The 18,671-nt window shown below is 47.5% G+C and carries 17 protein-coding genes; 5 read left to right on the plus strand and 12 right to left on the minus strand.

Going from position 1 to position 18,671, the window contains the following annotated elements:
* Positions 1-73 precede the first annotated feature (73 nt).
* The 12 genes from pgsA to S1OALGB6SA_RS02745 form a co-directional block, all read right to left on the minus strand.
* Positions 74-652: a CDP-diacylglycerol--glycerol-3-phosphate 3-phosphatidyltransferase gene (gene pgsA, locus S1OALGB6SA_RS02690; RefSeq protein WP_124032471.1), complete on the minus strand. Its 579-nt coding sequence runs from the start codon at positions 650-652 to the stop codon at positions 74-76.
* A gap of 42 nt (positions 653-694) precedes the next feature.
* Positions 695-2,293: a carboxypeptidase M32 gene (locus tag S1OALGB6SA_RS02695; RefSeq protein WP_124032472.1), complete on the minus strand. Its 1,599-nt coding sequence runs from the start codon at positions 2,291-2,293 to the stop codon at positions 695-697.
* Between the two features lie 13 nt (positions 2,294-2,306).
* The gene (locus S1OALGB6SA_RS02700) at positions 2,307-3,272 is read right to left on the minus strand and encodes a polyprenyl synthetase family protein (protein WP_124032473.1); all 966 of its coding nucleotides are present in this window, start codon (positions 3,270-3,272) and stop codon (positions 2,307-2,309) included.
* An 84-nt stretch (positions 3,273-3,356) separates the two neighbouring features.
* The gene (thrS, locus tag S1OALGB6SA_RS02705; RefSeq protein ID WP_124032474.1) at positions 3,357-5,093 is read right to left on the minus strand and encodes a threonine--tRNA ligase; all 1,737 of its coding nucleotides are present in this window, start codon (positions 5,091-5,093) and stop codon (positions 3,357-3,359) included.
* Positions 5,094-5,244: 151 nt separating this feature from the next.
* Positions 5,245-6,381, minus strand: a complete 1,137-nt coding sequence (locus S1OALGB6SA_RS02710; protein WP_124032475.1) for an omptin family outer membrane protease — start codon at positions 6,379-6,381, stop codon at positions 5,245-5,247.
* A gap of 223 nt (positions 6,382-6,604) precedes the next feature.
* Positions 6,605-7,789 carry a polysaccharide deacetylase family protein gene (locus S1OALGB6SA_RS02715; protein WP_124032476.1) on the minus strand — a complete coding sequence of 395 codons (1,185 nt, stop codon included), beginning with the start codon at positions 7,787-7,789 and terminating at the stop codon, positions 6,605-6,607.
* 69 nt (positions 7,790-7,858) lie between these two features.
* On the minus strand, positions 7,859-8,902 hold the full coding sequence (secF, locus tag S1OALGB6SA_RS02720; RefSeq protein WP_124032477.1) for a protein translocase subunit SecF: 1,044 nt from the start codon (positions 8,900-8,902) through the stop codon (positions 7,859-7,861).
* The gene (gene secD, locus S1OALGB6SA_RS02725) at positions 8,899-10,635 is read right to left on the minus strand and encodes a protein translocase subunit SecD (RefSeq protein WP_230204379.1); all 1,737 of its coding nucleotides are present in this window, start codon (positions 10,633-10,635) and stop codon (positions 8,899-8,901) included. Before secD ends, secF begins: the two co-directional genes overlap by 4 nt.
* A gap of 33 nt (positions 10,636-10,668) precedes the next feature.
* Positions 10,669-11,025, minus strand: coding sequence for a preprotein translocase subunit YajC (gene yajC, locus S1OALGB6SA_RS02730; RefSeq protein WP_124032478.1), 357 nt, complete (start codon positions 11,023-11,025; stop codon positions 10,669-10,671).
* A gap of 73 nt (positions 11,026-11,098) precedes the next feature.
* On the minus strand, positions 11,099-11,389 hold the full coding sequence (locus S1OALGB6SA_RS02735) for a hypothetical protein (protein ID WP_124032479.1): 291 nt from the start codon (positions 11,387-11,389) through the stop codon (positions 11,099-11,101).
* A gap of 79 nt (positions 11,390-11,468) precedes the next feature.
* Positions 11,469-13,118 carry a chaperonin GroEL gene (gene groL, locus S1OALGB6SA_RS02740; RefSeq protein ID WP_124032480.1) on the minus strand — a complete coding sequence of 550 codons (1,650 nt, stop codon included), beginning with the start codon at positions 13,116-13,118 and terminating at the stop codon, positions 11,469-11,471.
* Positions 13,119-13,238: 120 nt separating this feature from the next.
* Complete coding sequence (locus tag S1OALGB6SA_RS02745; RefSeq protein ID WP_124032481.1) at positions 13,239-13,979, minus strand: biotin--[acetyl-CoA-carboxylase] ligase; 741 nt, start codon at positions 13,977-13,979, stop codon at positions 13,239-13,241.
* Positions 13,980-14,069: 90 nt separating this feature from the next.
* On the opposite strand from S1OALGB6SA_RS02745, the gene S1OALGB6SA_RS02750 reads away from it, so the two are divergent.
* The 5 genes from S1OALGB6SA_RS02750 to S1OALGB6SA_RS02770 are packed head-to-tail and all read left to right on the plus strand — an operon-like array spanning position 14,070 to position 18,611.
* Positions 14,070-14,279 carry a hypothetical protein gene (locus tag S1OALGB6SA_RS02750; RefSeq protein WP_124032482.1) on the plus strand — a complete coding sequence of 70 codons (210 nt, stop codon included), beginning with the start codon at positions 14,070-14,072 and terminating at the stop codon, positions 14,277-14,279.
* Positions 14,276-15,334 carry an N-acetyl-gamma-glutamyl-phosphate reductase gene (argC, locus tag S1OALGB6SA_RS02755; protein ID WP_124032483.1) on the plus strand — a complete coding sequence of 353 codons (1,059 nt, stop codon included), beginning with the start codon at positions 14,276-14,278 and terminating at the stop codon, positions 15,332-15,334. Before S1OALGB6SA_RS02750 ends, argC begins: the two co-directional genes overlap by 4 nt.
* A 3-nt stretch (positions 15,335-15,337) precedes the next feature.
* Positions 15,338-16,114 (plus strand): acetylglutamate kinase, encoded by a 777-nt coding sequence (argB, locus tag S1OALGB6SA_RS02760; protein ID WP_124032484.1) that lies wholly within the window; start codon positions 15,338-15,340, stop codon positions 16,112-16,114.
* A complete protein-coding gene (locus S1OALGB6SA_RS02765) occupies positions 16,114-17,337 on the plus strand; it encodes an aspartate aminotransferase family protein (protein ID WP_124032485.1) in 1,224 nt (407 codons plus the stop codon). The genes argB and S1OALGB6SA_RS02765 overlap by 1 nt, the downstream gene beginning before the upstream one ends.
* Positions 17,334-18,611 (plus strand): argininosuccinate synthase, encoded by a 1,278-nt coding sequence (locus S1OALGB6SA_RS02770; protein ID WP_124032486.1) that lies wholly within the window; start codon positions 17,334-17,336, stop codon positions 18,609-18,611. The genes S1OALGB6SA_RS02765 and S1OALGB6SA_RS02770 overlap by 4 nt, the downstream gene beginning before the upstream one ends.
* The last annotated feature ends 60 nt before the right edge of the window (positions 18,612-18,671 follow it).

Consider the following 18,671-nt stretch of genomic DNA (forward strand, 5'->3'; position numbering starts at 1 on the left):
GGCCTGTATCACAGGTAAAACAAAAAACTACTCCCACAAACAAAAAATGTCAAGCTTAGTTAAGTGAAGTTATCTACAAATTTAAATTCACAAGATGAGTTCGGATATAATTGATTAGTGAAATCAAAGCAATTAAGGCTGCGATTATGAAAAGCAACCCGCTTAAGAATTCCACTATCGGAAGAAAGCGATGGGTTGGCAGCCACACGCGAAGAGTTAACGCGATAAGGCCCCCTGCAACACCGACAAAGTAGAGAGCCGTCTTAAGCTTCCCGGCAAAACTGGCACCTATAGCAATTTGCTTATAAGCCATAAGCATTCTAATGAACATGATTGTAAACTCGCGCCACAGAATTATGATAAGAGTCCAAACCCGCATTAAGTCAGCATTCAAAAAGCACACAAAAAAAGTAACCGTGAGGAGCATATCGGAAAACGGGTCCATCAGTTTTCCGATATCAGTCACCTGGCCCATTTTCCTTGCTAAGTAACCATCTAAAATGTCAGTGCTCGCGCCGAAGCAAAATAACGCCCAGAGTATTAGAGTCCCCAGACGAGGAGAATGTCCCAATTCAACCAGAAAATACCAAGCAAGGAAGATAAATGGTGCACAGCAGATCCGGATTATAGTCAGGTTATTGGAAGAAGGCATGTAGCCACTATAGGCAGTCGATATTGTCGGGTCAACGGAAATCTAGAAGCGGTATATCTGGCTGTACTTGGAATTCAGGTAGTTCAAGAATTCGGACGCGTCAAGTTTCTTACCCGATAGATGATAGCAGAGATCATTCGGGTTATAAACACGACCATGCCTGTAAATATTCTCTTTCAACCATCGCTGAATCACGTCTAATTTGCCCTTTCCGAGTAGATTGGCTAAAGGCCCTATTTCGTTTTCCATGGGTCTGACGAACTGAGCTGAATATAGATTGCCTAAGGCATAGGTTGGAAAATAACCAAACGATCCCGCAGACCAGTGTATATCCTGCATGCATCCCTCGACATCGTTATTGGGAGTGATACCAAGATATTCCTTGTATGCCTGATTCCAGGCGCCTGGAAGATCGGATACTTTGAGGTCACCAGAGATTAAGGCATGTTCGAGTCGAAAACGAATCACGATGTGAAGAGAGTAGGTTACTTCGTCGGCATCAACTCGAATGAGAGAGGGTTGTACATTGTTGACGGCGCGATAGAATTCGTCGTATCCAACATCAGCAAGATTCTCAGAGAAGAGTTCTTGGAATTCGCTGTACCAGAAACTCCAGAAGGAATGGGATTTACCTACAATGTTCTCCCAAAATCTGGATTGAGATTCATGAATACCTAAGCTTGCTCCATCTTCCAGGATTGTTTGACGCAGGTTTTCATCTATCCCCTGCTCATAGAGACCATGGCCTGCCTCATGAATGCTGCTGAATAGGCCTGAAAGGACTTTGTTCTCGTCATAGCGCGTGGTTAGTCGTATATCATTCGGGCCAAGGTTGGTAGCAAAGGGGTGAATGCTTAAATCAAGACGGCCACGATTGGTATCGAAGCCCATGTGCGATTGAATTCTTCGGGCGAAAATGTTTTGTTTCTCGACGCTGTATTTTTGATTGAGAAAGGCTGGCGTGGCTGAATACGCTCCGTTTGTAGCTCCTTTGACTTTGTCTGCAATCTTTTGAAGGCCTATGGTCAGCTCATCAAACACAGTTGAGATTTGTGCTGTGCGCGCGCCAGGCTCGTGCTCATCAAGAAGGGTATCGTATGGTTCTGCATCGGGAGCAACTGTTACCGAATATTCCTGCTTCAGCCTGACAACTTTTTCAAGATGAGGAGCGAATGCCGGAAAATTATTCGTTCTGCGAGCATCTACCCAGGCGGCCTGTGCAAGCGAGGTTTCATTTGCGATTGCTTTCACCAGTCTTCCTGGGAGAGATTTATTTCGTATCCAGCGTCTATGAGCTTCACGCAAGAAGGCCTTTTCCACCTCGTCAAATCCAATATCACCAAACTGTGCGGTATCAGATGCGGCACTCGAAGAGTTTAGATTGTTTATGGAACTCTGACTTGACGAGTTTATGTGTGTCGAATAGCCAAGTTTTTCGAATAAAGTCTCCCATTCGGTATTAATGATTTTTTCCTGACGCAAAGCTGCAAGCAGTGCCAGTTGAGCGGCACGCTCATTTTGCGCAGCCTTGGGCATGTAGGTTTCTTGATCCCACTCAAGCAGGGCTCCGATATTGTTCAGTCTAATGATGTCCATGTCCAGGGTCTTAAGTCGCGATAAATAATTCTTACTTCTGTTCAATGGGAATTATCTCCTAGCAACTTCTATTCAGAAGTCGGCTGATTATGATATCAAAATCCTGCTGCCCCGTGGAAGGTAGCAGGAGAGTGTAGTCCCGTGCTTTTCGATACAAGGCCGCGGCCTCTTCTCGGGCCAATTCCACAGCTCCCAACTCAATTACTTTCTTTCTGATTTGACGACGCTTTCGAAGTGATGAGGGAATGCCATTCCTAGTGAGCTTTCTGATTCCACTATCCCCACTTTCCCAAGCGATAATCAGCGGCAGTGTGCTGAAACCGGCATGAAGGTCGGCCGAGATGTTTCCACGTAAATGGCTCTGCTCCTCCTGATAATCAAGCGCATCATCATCCATTTGGAAAGCACGGCCAACAATGAGAGCCCAACGGTCGAGTGTATTCAAGGTTGGTAAGTCGACGCCAGCTACACTGGCACCCACGCGGCAGGGAAGTCGCAAGAGGGCAGCCGTTTTGCCATCCACGCGCTGGAGGTATTCTTCTCTGGATACCACAAGCTTACCACTTGAAACATCCTGATGAATCTCGGCCTTGCAAAGCTCCTCAATTCTTTCATTGAGAAACAGAAACAGTTCCTTATCATAATGTCTGCCGGCAATGGAGAGCGCGCGTGCTAGAAGCCAGTCACCTGCAAGTACAGCTCCTGCTCCGCCAATCCTAACATGCAGAGCCGATTCTCCACGGCGGAAAAGCGCACCATCAATCACATCATCGTGTATAAGTGTCGCAAGATGTATCATTTCCATAGCGGCGGCAAGTTCTATAATATTCCCCACGGAATTATTTCCCAGCTTGCTGGAAAGTAATACAAGAGCCGGTCTAAGTAATTTTCCCCTGCTCTCAAGTGTCCGGGAAATCTCAAGACCCACATAGTCTTGCGATCTTTGAGCTTCACTGCTTAAGAAGCTTCGAACCATTTCCAGTTGTTTATCTAAAGCTTCATTGCCCCATGGAAACTCCGACATGAGGCCATCATACACAAACAATGTAGACAAATGCTAGGGAGCCGGGATTGAGATTGAAGTCCGGATTGATAAGTGCATCTGAATCTAAACTGTTTCCTTGGCGATTATCTTTTTTTGAATCATTTCTATTGCTTCGTCGATTGACAGGGTCGATTTCTCGCCTCCACGAGTTCTAACGCTTACCGATCGATTTTCACATTCTCTCTCGCCAACTATCAACATGAACGGCACTTTCTGAGTCTGATGGTTTCGAATCTTTGCATTTAATCTCTCATTGCCCAAATCGGCTTCAGCCCTTATATCCTGCCCTCGCATTTCATGGACAATTTCGCTGGCATAATCGCTGAAATTCAATGCGACTGGAATAAGGACAACCTGAACAGGCGAAAGCCAAACAGGAAACGCGCCTCCGTAATTCTCAATCATCACTCCAAAAAAACGTTCTATGCTACCAAAGAGTGCCCTGTGTATCATGTAGGGGCGTGTTTCAATACCATCGCTGTCGGTAAAGGTCATATTGAATCTGTCCGGAAGATTGAAATCAAATTGTATGGTGGATAACTGCCAGATCCTACCCAGAGCGTCCCTTACCTTCAAATCTATTTTTGGTCCGTAGAACGCGCCTCCACCCTCATCAACTTTGTATTTCAGTTTCTCCAACTCCACCGTCTCTCTTAGAGAGTCCTGGGCCGCCTCCCAACGTTCGCGCGCGCCAACTGCTTTTTCCGGCATCGTGGAAAGATATGCTTCGATTTCCTGGAATCCAAAAGAGCGCAGCATATAGAGGCTAAACCGGATTACATCCCGTATTTCTCCCTGCATCTGACTTGGTGTGCAAATCAGATGAGCATCATCCTGAGTAAAGCCCCTAATCCTTAAGAGCCCGTGGAGAGTGCCGGAACGCTCATAGCGATATACGGTTCCCAATTCCGCCCAACGATAAGGCAAATCCCGATAGGAATGCTTACCATTGTTATAAATCATTACATGGAAGGGACAATTCATTGGTTTGATATAGTAAGCACTCTTATCCATGTGTAGACTGGGATACATACTCTCAGAATAAAAATCCAGATGACCCGAGGTTTCCCAAAGCCATCTCTTGCCCACATGAGGTGTAAATACCATCTCGTAGCCATTTTTGTAGTGTTCGGTGCGCCAAAAATCCTCGACAAGCACTCGAATTCGGGCACCTTTGGGGTGCCAATGAACAAGCCCGGCACCGACTTGTTCATGAATCGAAAAAAGATCTAATTCCCTGCCCAGTCGGCGATGATCTCGCTTCTCAAGTTCTTCGAGATGTGCGAGATGTGTTCTTAGAGCCTTGGAATCGTGCCAGGCTGTTCCGTAGATTCGCTGCAACATAGGCCGTTTTTCGTCGCCCCTCCAGTAAGCACCCGCGATGCTAGTCAACTTAAAACCCTGAGGACAAAGTTTTCCTGTTGACTGCACATGCGGTCCTCGACAAAGATCGATAAAACTGCCCATACGATAGATGCTCAGCTCTTCGTTTTCCGGTAAGTCGTTAATAAGCTCTATTTTGTAGGGCTGGCTCCCAAATAATCTCAAGGCATCGGCACGCATGATTATTTCCCGCTCAAAGGAGTAATCCTCTGCAATTAGCTTGATCATGCGGTTTTCGATAACTTTGAGGTCTTCGGGTTTGAGCTTTCGGGGTAGCTCAAAATCATAGTAAAAGCCATTCTCTATTGCAGGACCGATGGCTATCTTTGCATCGGGAAACATCGCAAGAACCCCCGAGGCCATCACATGCGCCATAGAATGGCGCATTCGCGCAAGTTTTTCTTCTCCCGTGTCCATGTTATATCGGAATATCGATATCTTTGTAATTTCTGTCAAGGCGCAAAGTCTCTCTTATCATCCAAATTGAACAGGCAGAAGAACAATATGGGCGTACAACGCGACTAAGCCTCAGACATACAGAGTCGAATAGTGGTAGCGAGTCTGAAATCTACAGTTTCCAAAGAATAAGAGAGTTCACGCCGATTCTTCGAAAAGAAAGTCCCCCTGCTTTATTTGCGATAGTGACTGATTTCTCGTTAGTGGGAACAGTTATTGTGGAACCTCGCGTTTCGCGCAGCCAGGCAAACTCACCTCGGAGAAGAAACGAAAGCCGGTCAGTGATTTTAAATCCAACTTCGAGGGTGGTACCCACCCAGGGTCCGCCAAAAGCTACATCATAGAAATAAACTCCATTGGAACCGTATTCGAACCTCTTCAGGTGATGGTCCTTAGCGATTCCCAGCATTGGCCCGATGGAGACAAGGGCACTTAGGGAAATGGTATCCCACTCAAAACTGCTGCGCAGAGATAATGAAGGTACCTGGTAGATAACCCAGTAATTGATTCCATTTGATCCCACCGTCAACACATCGGGTCTGTCACGAAACTTATCACCTTTCCCGTGACTGAATTTGTCGGGGACTGAACGGTCAACTCTGTGCACAAAAGTCGAATACAGTGAATCTGTCAATTTGTCCCTCCAACTCCACCATTCTATGTGATATCCAGCGCCTACTTTCAGGTTGAAGCGTCCCGATCTCACTAGTACTTCTTCATATAAGAAATCGAAGATGAATCCCAATCTCAGTGTCGCTTCGCTTTGAGACCAATGACTCCAATCTCTATCTGTATAGTACCAATCATAATCGTCCATTTTGCCTGCCGGCATATTTGGAATTGCAAAGTCAAGTCTGAGTTCCAATCCATTTGATTTCTTCCCCTGCCAGAACGAATCGACACCTAATACAAACACTCGGTTAAGTTCCCATATCAATTCGCTCAAATAGTCATTCTTACTTGTCACGCCTGTATTTTCGAAGACGAGCTCTCTGGCCTTCCCCCATATAACACCACTCGTGGAGCCAATCGACCATCCTGCTTTGTTTGCCTGCGGGAAGTTAGCAATCGATTCCCTTGTTTCGTGTTGCTGCGAATAGGGGGTAAGCGAACACCATGCTTTGTTTTGCCGCGGGAGGAAATCCATCGACCACTCCGGTTTATCGGCAACCTCCGCTTGTGCCCCGGCTCCAATGCTTAGTAATATGAATACTGCAAGGTACTTGAAAAGCTGTTTATCTAAATCCATATGCTCTTAAGCTACAGTGTAGTCCGCATTTTCCCCAAAAACCGAATTCTTTTTGATTTTTTGCTCAGCTAAAACTCTCTGATTCTTCTACTGCTATTGTTGGAAATCCATCTTAGTGGTCCAATTTCCTTCATTTCATCATACTAAGGCAGTAAAACTCTCTCTCTGCAACAAAATGGATGATATTCTACGGAGTCAGAATCTATGCTGTCAATGTGGATTATTACCGCCGACTATGTGAGGAATCAAGAAGTGGATTGATAAGCTTCGGGGAACGAACAAGCACCCAAACAGTATCAGTTTCGGTAGCTCCCAGCGAGTATCGACTCTTAGGCACTTTTTTTGTATCCACTTCCCAGATAATCTCTCGACGCACAACTACGGCATTCGCGGATTCAAGAGTTTCAAAAATGCGATTCCAGGTTCTATTGTCCACGTTATATCGCGAGATATCAAAAGCATCGCTAAGGGCGCCTGGTGCCGGAGCGAGCTTGTCATCGAAATCAAAGGCGCCGCTAAGGCGTCGCCCATTGTGAGTTAGGGAGCTTATTTCCTTTCGCATGGAGGGAGTAAGTGGATCTATCCCGAAGGGGAACGAAAGTGTCCGAAGACTTACGGCCTCCCCACCGGCATACTCGTCTATAAGTTCCCAGGCCCGGAGCACATCCCTGGCAAAGGCCTCAGGCCCCATATCGTTTGCATAGATATGGTTGAGGGAATGAATTCCAAGGATAAATTTTTCATCTAGATATCTGATTTTTTCCGCCACCAAGGGGATTCCCTTGTAAGGAAACTTTGGATTTCGGTAGCCGTCCAATTGGCGGAATGGCACTGCGTCGAAGGAAATGTAGAAAGTGAAATTTATCCTTCCTTCCTCCCTGGGTGCATACTTCTCGAGTATCGATACCATTGAGTTCCTATCCAGAAGAGGTTTGCCAGCCCTACGCTTTACGGTGCCATACAGGCTCCCGCCAACGGTTTGGTAGGTGAAGGTACCGTAAGAGGCATCGTCGGAACCCATCACTATAGGCTTGAAACCGTTTGGCACTCTGGATAAGTCTCCACTTATGTATTGATGATCTGATATAAGATACCATTTGTTGTCTTTGATATAATTAATCAGGCGTCGAAATCTAACAGGCGTCAGTTCATATTTTTGCTTTTTGCCCAATCGGTGAAAACAGAGCACAGGAACCTTGCCGGTGCTGCTTATTTCAGACAAGATTGTGATATCGCCTTTTCTGCGAGTCATCCAATTCTCATAACCCAGCTTACTTGCTATAAATGCGTATGGCTCCTTCCCGCCCGGTACCTCGATGGCATTTCTGAGAACCGAACGATTGTAACGGTCGTTTGTGTGAAACCAGAATACAGCTTCGGTTTCCGCGTCAAGACGACTTATCGTCATGATGAAGAGAAAGCATGGAACAGATGGTTTCACGAAGGTAGAATACACGTGCCTACCGGCTGTATGCTATCACTTCTTCTTTTTCTTTTTGGCTTTCGATTTGGCTCGGCGAAGCGTTGCTACGGCTATCTCTTCGGCGCTTTGCCGCTTCGGTTGCAACACCACCCTCGCTCTACTGCTTGAAACCGATTTAACCGACGAACCGCTCTGCGGGGCAACGATGCCTCTACTTGTCTTCTGCTGCCTCCTATCGTGCCAGATAAGCAGGATCGGTGAAGCCACGAAAATAGAGGAGTATGTTCCCACCAGGATACCTACCCCCAGGCTAAGCGCAAAGACTTGGATTGTGCCAGTTGCGAAAACCAGAATCGCGGTTACCGCAAGCAGAGTGGTGAACGAGGTGATTAAGGTTCGACTTAGAGACTGAGAAATTGACTGGTTAATTACCTCTTTGAAACTTATATCCTTTGTGATTCTTGCGTTTTCTCTAATCCGATCAAATATTACTATGGTGTCGTTCAGGGAATATCCAATTATCGTAAGTATGGCTGCTATGGTAGCAGTTGAAAACTCGAGCTGAAGAGCTCCTATGAATCCCAGTAAAAACAACACATCGTGAAAAACGGCAGCCACCGCGGATACCGCATAATTCAGTTTGAAGCGTATCCAAACATAGAGAAGTATTAAGCTCAGCGCTATAAGCGTCAACCAAATGGTTTGTGTCGCCAGGCTGGTCGCGAAGCTTGAACCTATATACTCTTCGGACACAATTGCAACTGATTCGAATTGAGTACTAAGAATATCAAGAACCGATTGAGTGGTGATTTGTTGAAAATCCGCAACTCCTGAGTCATCTGCGATGCGAATGATGAAACGACCGTCCTCGTCTCCCGCTGTTTGAATCTGTGGATCGAATTCATCAAGGAGTTCACGGAGCTTCTGTTCATTTGACTCCGCGGATATGTCGACGACGATATTCAACCCGGCTTTGAAATCGATGCCAAAGTTGAACCCCTCGTTGATGAATAGCGTATAAGTCCAGAAAACCAGGATAAAAAAACCGGAAGCTATAAGTGCGGGGATGCGATAGGATGTAACGTTATATACTTTCATGTTTTCTTGAATACCCACGCAATATTGAGTTTTTGTCGTTTGAAGCTTTCTGTTCCGATGTCAAAAATCAGCCGGGAGACGAAAAGAGCCGTAAAGAGGGAACATCCAATACCCCAAGCTAAGGTGATTGCAAATCCTTGAACAGGTCCCTTCCCCAGCTGGGAAAGGAAGAGTGCCGCTATCAGGGTTGTAATTTGGGCATCCATTATGGTCCAAAAGGCCTTCTTGAAACCTGTGTCGACTGCCATTGCTCTGTTTTTGCCTAATCTTCGTTCCTCTTTAATCCGCTCAAAGATTATGACATTCGCATCGACGGACATCCCCACGGTAAGAATCAAACCTGCAATACTGGTCATAGTGAGGGTAAAATTGAAACTCGATAAGATCGCGGTGAGCAAGAACAGATTCATGGCCAAGGCGATATCGGCGATAACACCCGCACCTCTATACCAGAGCGCCATGAAAAGGAATACGAGTCCAAAACCGATAAGTATGGCCTGCAGTCCAGCCTGGATAGTATCCCTGCCAAGAGAAGCGCCTATCGACTGGAGTGAGCGAATATCCAACTGTACCGGCAGAGAGCCGGTGCGAAGTACCACTGCCAAGTCATTAGCCTCGCGATAGTTAAAGCCCGTAACACGCGCAGTGCCCCCTGGGATGGCTTCTTCAATGTATGCATTGGCCTTAATCTTGTCATCCAGCACGACCGCCATGAATTTTTTTGTATTCTCTGCCGTAAGGCGTTGAAATATGGTTGCACCTTCCGGATCGAGCCGGAAAATAACGATTGGCCTGAGATCTTCTGGATCGGTTTCCGGCTTGGCTTCACGAATATGAGAACCATCGAGATCGGGTTTCTGTGAAACTGCTATCCAACCATTGAATTGGTCGATATTGTAGGCATCTTTAGTATAATACCCTAGGGCAACTAGTCCTTCGGCGAGGATTCCATCATCTACGGGCTTACCATCGACAATCACACCCCCCGATTCTACATAATCGCGCACTGCCTGTGTTCCCTCATCATCAACGATATGAAAACCCAGCGAACCACGGCCTATAAGAAAAGAATTTACGCGCTCGGGATCGGCTTCTCCGGGAATGTCTATGAGAACTGAGTCGTCCAGCTGCCGGCGTATCTGTGGTTCTGTTACACCGAAGGTATCGATTCTGTTGCTGATAACCTCAATGGCAGATTCCAGAGCCGCGTCGCGATCGGCTGAGGATATCACCTCAGTGCTAGCATCCTCCAGGGATGAGAAATCCGGCTCAACTACAATGCTGAGTCCTCCTGAAAGATCCAGACCAAGAGTAAGTATGCGCCCCTTCATTTCCTTCAAATCCAAGATGCTCTGACGATAATAGTCCTCGACAGAATTACGCAAATCATCAAAATCACGAAATCCATTCAAAACAGCGCCAAGAGTCCAGTCTCCAGGCATATCGCTTTTGCCTAAGCGATAATTCTCCCTGGCTATTTTTTGCAGGAATTCATATTCCTCAGGTATCGGATTTTGAACCGTCTCTGAATTTTGACTAATCTGCTCAAGTTCGTCGGTAATTCGGTTAGCCTGGTTTACCGACCAGATTCGAATTCCCGTGGAGGTTCCATTTGCGAGATTCTTCATTTCGGTGTCGATCAAGAAATACCATTTTATTGTCGGATACAGGAAAACGCTGCCTAGTACCAGCAGCGTAAGAACTAAGAGCGCACGCATTAGTTTAGTCATCATTATCTCCGGAGGGAATTCTTATTCGGACGATTTCTACTTCCCGCCGTTATTGAATGGTTTCTCTGGAGTCATTGCATCCACCGAACCTATGGCAGTCTTCATAAATTCCAAAGTTGTTCCTTTATTATCCACCTCAATGATTATTGATTTCTCCATCACATTTTTTACCACACCTCGAATTCCACCGATGGTGGTAATCTTGTCGCCCTTCCTGACGCCTTCAATCATTCTCTTAGTTTCTTTTTGTTTCCTGCGCTGAGGACGAATAATTAAGAAGTAAAATATGGCGAAAATGCCTACTATGATCAGCACCTGCACATAGCCGCCGGAGCCCCCTTCCGCGCCACCTGGCGTTTGGACTCCTGATAGAAAAGTAAGATTGCTTAGCATGGGACCCGCCTTTCAAATAAGTATGAAACCAAGACACCGTAGCACGAAGCCTAAGGCTCGTCAATGCGGATGTTTAAACTGCGCGAGCACCCGAGATATTTTCTGATGGTGGCTGGACTCCCAGAACTTTATCAAGCTCTGTTTTGCCCTTGTGAGGGGTAATGGAATTGAACTTCTCCAAAACATACTCAACCGCGACACTATCTGCATCGTATGTGGCAGCGAGATAGGCAGCCCGGAACAGGCCCCTATCGGCAAGTTCTCTCACGCTCAGTTTGCCGAAATTGGATTTGGAGCGTTTATCAACAATTGCCTTACCGCCATCGTAACCGATGGTAAACATATAATCCTCTCGTTTCAACATCTTAGTTCCAAAAAAGTTAAGATAACAGTTGAGTCGGCCGGGGAGAACCCCGGTCGCGACTTCTATTCCTTTTAAACGACTACATCATTCCGCCCATGCCGCCGCCCATGCCAGCACCTCCTCCGGGGGGAGCAGCCGGTGCTTCCTTCTCAGGCAGATCGGTGACGGTGCATTCTGTTGTCAATAGGAGTCCCGCAATCGAAGAGGCGTTTTGCAAAGCGCTTCTGGCTACTTTGGCGGGATCGATAATACCAGAGACAACAAGATCTACCCATTCCAAGGTATTTGCATCGAAGCCAGTGCCCTTTTTCTCATACTTGGCCTTCTCAGCAATGATAGAGCCATCAACGCCGGAATTCTCGGCTATTTGCCTTATGGGTTCTTCAAGAGCCCGCTTCACGATGCTGAATCCAACTTTTTCGTCATCGGGCAGTTTATCCTGATCTACCTTGTTCAAGGCATTTCCAGCCTGTATAAGAGTGAGCCCACCTCCTGATACAATGCCTTCCTCAACCGCTGCACGGGTGGCCGATAGTGCATCTTCAACCCTGTGCTTTTTCTCTTTCAGCTCAACTTCCGTGGGTGCGCCTACATTGATTACAGCAACGCCACCAGCGAGTTTGGCAAGGCGTTCCTGAAGTTTCTCGCGATCGTAATCCGAAGTGGTTTCTTCAATTTGAGACTTGATTTGTGATATGCGGCCCTTGATGTCGCTCTCCGTGCCAGCACCGTTGATGATGGTGGTGTTTTCTTTTTCCACCTTTATCGTAACCGCCTGACCAAGTTGATTAATCTCTGTGTTCTCCAGCTTCAATCCCACTTCCTCAGAGATAACCTGTCCACCCGTGAGCGTGGCAATGTCCTCTAACATCGCTTTGCGGCGATCGCCAAAGCCAGGTGCTTTTACCGCGCATACGTTGAGAGCTCCACGGATTGTGTTGACAACAAGAGTTGCGAGGGCCTCGCCTTCGACATCCTCGGAGATAATAAGGATGGGCTTGCCTGCCTGGGCCACTTTTTCAAGTATTGGTAGAAGATCTTTCATGCTGCTAATTTTCTTATCGAAAATCAAAACATAAGGATTCTCCATTACGGTGGTCATATTGTCTCTGTTGGTGGCAAAATAAGGAGAAAGATAACCTCGATCAAATTGCATCCCTTCAACAAAGTCAGTGGTGGTTTCTATGGTTTTTGACTCTTCAACAGTGATTACTCCATCCTTACCCACTTTTTCCATTGCATTCGCAATCTCCTCACCAATTTCATGGTCGTTATTGGCTGAAATCGCGGCAACTTGTGCAATCTCCTCCCTATCCTTGATAATCTTCTTATTTTTACGGATATCCTCTACGGCAACATGGACGGCTTTGTCGATTCCGCGTTTAATCCCCATCGGATTTATTCCGGCGGCAACCGATTTCAAACCTTCTTTAATCATGGAATACGCAAGTACAGTTGCAGTTGTGGTACCATCGCCAGCAACATCGTTGGTTCTTGTTGCAACTTCTTTGAGAAGCTGGGCCCCCATGTTCTCGAACGGTTCCTCGAGTTCGATTTCACGAGCCACTGAAACACCGTCCTTGGTTACGGTTGGTGCGCCGAACTTTTTATCTAGCAATACATTGCGTCCCTTGGGGCCTAATGTGACCTTTACGGCATCGGACAACTTCTGGACGCCACTAAGCAGCTTTTTACGCGCGTCCTCATCGAACATCAATTGTTTGGCCATTACGAAAAACTCCCTTTCGGTATTTTGTTTTTATCTGGGGAATACTGCGCCTCATGAATAGCGCCTCCCCCTGATGAAAATACTAAAAAGTATTCCCAACTATCAAGACTTTTCTTTCAATCATTTTGTATTGATTTGGATCCCATCAATTTCTCCGCTATAAACCGCATGCGTATTGCCGGATTCCAACTCAATCAACAGTGCTCCGTCTTTCTGAAGTCCCAACATTCTCCCGCGAAGCTTCTTCTTCTGGTCAGGGTATCCAAGACAGAGTTCCACTTCGAAGCCGATACCCCTTAAACGGTGAATAACTTCCTGTATGGGAGGATTAACATTGAGATTCAGTTCAATTCTAGTTAGAAGGGCAGATAATTCAAAACCTTCAGTATGGGATTGGTTCGCATGGATACCTTTAGCAAGGGCGAGACTGGTGGCAGGTTGGCGGAAGGCTTTCGAGAAGCTATTCTGCCTAAAATTCACCCCTATTCCGGCTAAGAAAAAAGGCCCTTCTTTTTCGACAAGTATTCCCGCAATTTTGGCGCCTGAAATACACACATCGTTCGGCCACTTGATTTGGGGTTGTAAGCCGTGAACATCCTCCAACCACTGACACACTGCAAGGGCTAAGAGTTGGGTGACTGGATATTTAACACCACATTTATTCTCGTGAATTACGAGGGTGAACAGCAGAGCTCCTTCGCCGTCATCTTCCCACTTCCTGCCTGGAATTCTACCTCTGCCCGAATTCTGTTTTGTGGCCGTGCAAAGGGTTCCATGACCATAGCCAGAAAGAACCGCACTACGCGCATCATCCATTGTGGATTCCGTCGTATCTTTGTGGAAAACCGAAGCAGGCTGCATATCGAATTATAAACCGCTACCCAAACTAAGCGAAGAGTCAATCAGGATTGGCCTCTTGAATGTTTATACGTACTTATGTATATACACGCGATGAACTCCCAAAATAGCCGACTTGGGATTATCAGGGAGCTGTGCGACCATGTGAATTTGGTGACCGTTCCTAATCTGCTTGAATCAAAACCGCTTGAACTTTTCGATACGATTGTCGGTGGCGATGCGATATATTGTCCCCAGGAGGCCCTGATGATTTGGCGGAAATTTAGTCCGCAGAAAATGGCGAGCGAGCAGGGGGGCAAATGAGGATTTGCGTACTGGGTGCCTCGGGGTATACCGGCGCCGTCCTAATGCGCCTGCTTATGGATCATCCTAAGGTTACGGAACTTATCCCGGTGTCCTCAACTGCCGTGGGCAGGCCCATCGATGAGGTAGACTGGGGTTTGGGCGCGGATACCCAGGGCAAATTGCCCAGTGAGCGTTCGCTGCTGAGCCGCGATCAAGCGCTCCGGGCCAAACCCGATGCTGTTTTTTCGGCTCTGCCTCACGGGGTATCCGCACAGTTTTGCAAGCCCTTTTTTTCGAACTCCATAGTACTCGATTTATCGGCAGACTTTAGACTTAAAAACGAAGAAGCGCATAGACGCGCCTATGGAACAGCACCACCGATGAGAAAGCTGCGGGAAACCGCTGTTTACGGTCTCACAGAACTGCGCGAGAATGATATCCGCGAGGCGAATCTGATTTCTGTTCCGGGTTGCTATCCCACATGCGCGCTTCTCCCGATATTGCCGCTCGCGCACGCCTCAGTGATTGCCTCTGCAACAATAACAATAAACTCACTGAGCGGAATCTCCGGAGCCGGCAGATCTGAGAAAAAGGATTCAATGTTTGTTGAGCGCTCGGAGAATGCGCTCGCATATAATCCGGGTATCAGTCATCGCCATCATCCAGAGATGGTTCAAGAAATCAGGCGTGCCGGCATTAGTTGTAATCTCTTCTTCATACCTCATCTTGTTCCAATGCGTCGCGGAATCTTCTCGACCATCAGTGTTCCTGTTAACGGCGAACATAGGGAAATAGCAATGAGAGTTGAGGAGGCACTTGGAAGAGCCTATGCGGATAAGCTTTTTATCAACCTTACAGGCAATCGGATTCCATCGACACGAGACGTTGTCGGTTCAAACCGCTGTGATATTGGTTGGACAGTGGAAAGTACCGGGAATGGTGTTTCAATGCTGTTTCTCTTCAGTGTGATTGACAATTTACTGAAGGGCGCGAGTGGCCAAGCGATTCAGGATTTCAATATTCGCTTCGGTTTTCCGCAAGACTGTGGACTCCCTCTTCGAGGGGAGGTTTAGGGTATGAACTCCATGGTGATAAAAATTGGCGGAAGTTTTGCAGAGAATGACGGACTTGTTTCCAAACTGGGTACCGAGCTGCGTGAGTTTCCAAACTGGAGCAAGGATCCAGTCTTGCTGGTTCACGGCGGTGGCTCGATGATTAGCGAAATGGAAGATAGATGGGGCTATGAACCCACCTTCGTTAATGGCTTAAGGGAAACAACTGCCGAAATTATGCCCCTTGTGGATATGGCGCTGGCAGGAGCGGTTAATAAACGCCTTGTCAGGTTGCTAAGACGGGAAGGTTTGGACGCCTGGGGACTTTCCGGAGTTGATGGGGGGCTCATTCTTGCGAAGAGTGCCGGGGGTGGGGGCAGCAGAACTGGCCGGGTGGCTTCCCTTGATACCCGACCGCTTAGAATGCTCTGGGAGAACGGCTATCTGCCGGTGCTGGCTCCCACAGCAAGCGATGCAGAGGGACGTGGATTGAACGTTAACGCGGATGAAGTGGCTCTGGCTTTCGCCTTGGATTCCGAAGCGCAAAACCTGGTGTTTATATCGGACATCCCGGGCATATTGTTGGATAATAAACTCATCAGGCGACTCGATCCACTAGTGGCCGAAAAAAAGATTGCCGATGGTGAAATATGGGGGGGTATGATACCCAAGGTTCGATCGGCCATTGATGCGTTGAAGGGCGGTGTGGGAGTCGTATTCATAGGTGATTACTTGAGATATGGAGATTTAAAGAAAATATTAATACGCCAAAAAGGAACCGCGATTGGAGGTGAAAAGTAATGCTGGATGCCTATGCTAGCAAGCCCCCCCTGCCAAGGCAGTATGCTGAAAATCTACTCGTGATGGAGAAGGGGCGCGGGTGCCGAATCAGTGATCGCTCCGGACGCGAATACCTTGATATGGGCGCTGGAATCGCGGTTAACTCTCTGGGTTATGGTCGGCTGGACCTGGCGGAGATAGCCGCTAAGCAAATGCGCAAATTGATTCATGTTTCGAATCTGTTTACAACTGGGCCGGCCTTGGAGCTTGCAGAAAAAATTATCGCCGCAGGGCCGCCTAGAGGATCAACTTCAAAATTTGAGGCAGTTCATTTCGGTAATTCCGGTTCGGAAGCTAATGAGACTGCTCTAAAATATGCGCGATTGTATGCAAGCGATAAACGGGGCGACGGGCATCACGGTTTTCTTGCATTTTCGGGTGGGTTTCACGGGCGTACCATGGGCGCTCTCAGTCTTACGGCGAATACCCAATATCGACTGCCGTTTAACCCTCTTATTCCAGGCGCGTTGATACTGCCCCTGAACGATGAGGAAGCGCTGCGGAATACTTTGGATGAAAGCTTCGCGGCTGTCATAATCGAGCCAATTCAAGGCGAGGGGGGGTTGCACAAGCCTAACGAGGCCTTCGTCAGGACTCTGAATGCACTCTGCAGGCAATACGATGTTCTGCTGATAACAGATGAAATTCAGAGCGGACTGGGGCGCTGCGGCGAGCTATACGCCAGCAGTCTTGTCGGCTTGGAACCAGATATCATTACACTTGCCAAGCCTCTGGCCGCCGGCCTTCCGTTATCAGCCGTGTTAATACCGTCCAAGATTAATCAACTTCTTAAACCGGGCCTGCATGCCACAACCTTCGGTGGCGGACCGTTGACAACGGCCGTTGCATCCGCAACATGGGATTTGCTGAACGATCCTGTCTTCATGGAGGAAGTTAATCGAAAAGGCGCATTTCTGGAATCGCTGCTTAACGAAGGACTAAAAAGTCTAGGCATCCCGGGCGAAGTTCGCGGAATTGGCATGCTACGCGGACTGCACCTCGTGGATGAAAAGTACGATTCCTCATGGTGCAACAAGGTGCTTAAGAAGACCCTCGAAGCCGGTTTGATAATCTTGAAATCAGGTTTGGACGTGTTGCGGCTTGCTCCGCCATTGGTGATAAGTTATGACGAACTAACCGAAGGAGTTCACATTCTTTTTGACACTATAAAGGAAGCAATATGAAAAACGACGGCAAGGCTAAAAAAATCTGCCTATCTTACTCAGGGGGTCTAGATACATCCATCATTGTGCCCTGGCTCAAGGAAAATTTCGACAATCCAGAGATCATCGCTGTTTGTACCAATATCGGCCAGGAAGAAGACTGGGCAGCCATTGAAAAAAGAGCCAGGAGTTCCGGGGTATCAAAATATTATCTTGTCGACTGTCGAGAAGAGTTCATAAACGACTACCTATTCCCAATTAACAGAGCTGGCGCAATTTACGAGGGAGCATATCTTCTTGGCACAGCAGTCGCGCGCCCTCTTCAAGCTAGCAAACAGGTGGAAATCGCGCGCGCCGAAGGCTGCGATGCTCTGTCACACGGTTGCACTGGCAAGGGTAACGACCAATTGCGATTCGAACTTACTTACAAGGCTCTTGCGCCCAATCTCAAAGTGATAGCCCCCTGGCGCCTATGGGATATCCAAAGCCGGGAGCAGGCAATTACTTATGCCGAGGCGCACAATCTCGATTTGGGCGAGATTAGCCGCGAGAATATCTACAGCCGGGATTGGAACCTCTGGCATATGAGCCATGAAGGTGGACCTTTGGAAAATCCCTGGAGGCAACCCGACGAGAAGATGTATCACCTTACAAAAAGCCCTCAGGATGCGCCCGATAAGACTAGTGAGATAACCATAGACTTCGTAAAGGGAATCCCCGTGGGACTAAATGGCGAGGAGCTAAAACCCCTGACATTGCTAACACGACTGAATAAACTAGCCGCAACGAACGGGATAGGCCGTGTTGACATTGTGGAAACACGCATGGTGGGAATGAAAAGTCGGGGTGTCTATGAAACACCGGGCGGCACTCTGCTATACAAGGCTCTTAGAGACTTGGAAATGTTCACGATAAACTATGACACTTTGAACCTGAAAAACCAGCTTTCTCAGCACTATTCCAGCTTAGTATACGCCGGAAAATGGTTTACCACCGCACGCAAAGCCCTCGAAGCTTTTATGGTTGAAGCAAGCTCGTATACCACGGGCTCTGTTCGATTATCACTTTACAAGGGCAATGCAAGCGTTTTGGCCCGTAAGTCTCCCTATGCCCTCTATTTGAAAGAACTCGCCAGCTTTGGCAGAAGCTCTTACAACCATGCAGATGCGGAGGGATTCATAAATCTCTATGGACTGGCAACCGGGGTAACGGCAATGGTTCAAAACCGGCTCGATGACAAAGCAGGTCAAGCTCTGGATATGAAATCAATCGCGGGAACTTACCACGATAAATAAGTGCGCCCGGCGGTTTCCCGCGCTACTTGTGAAAGCAGGGGCAGGCCTGTTCGCTTGACC

The organism is Olavius algarvensis spirochete endosymbiont (assembly GCA_900608495.1).
GTDB lineage: Bacteria > Spirochaetota > Spirochaetia > DSM-2461 > DSM-2461 > UBA2779.